At 33.4% G+C, this 515-nt stretch carries 1 pseudogene; it reads left to right on the plus strand.

Annotated elements, in window-relative coordinates:
- Nucleotides 1–173 precede the first annotated feature (173 nt).
- Nucleotides 174–515 (plus strand): annotated as a pseudogene (locus FUA24_RS23270) (CTP synthase); the annotation flags it as partial.

Consider the following 515-nt stretch of genomic DNA (forward strand, 5'->3'; position numbering starts at 1 on the left):
GTAAAAACTTTGATTTTCAGTATTATGAGAATTGAATGACTTCGATCCTAAGAACTGAATATAAAATAATTTTTAGTGATTTTTTTTGTTAATAAGAAACCGTAAATAACTAAAAAGTATTTTACTGATAACTATTTTAATTTTGTAAATTTGCCTGCGTTTATAAGCGCACAATGACAAGTACAAAATACATTTTTGTAACCGGAGGAGTTACATCATCATTAGGAAAAGGTATTATAGCCGCATCTTTGGCAAAACTTTTACAAGCCCAAGGTTACAGAGTAACCATTCAAAAATTAGACCCATACATTAACGTAGATCCAGGTACACTAAACCCGTATGAACACGGCGAATGTTATGTAACTGAAGACGGTGCTGAAACCGATTTAGATTTAGGACACTACGAGCGTTTTTTAAACGTGCCAACAAGTCAGGCAAATAATGTAACTACAGGGCGTATTTACCAAAGTGTTATTGAAAAAGAGCGCCGTGGCGAATTTTTAGGTAAAACAGTA

It is taken from the genome of Seonamhaeicola marinus (assembly GCF_008085455.1).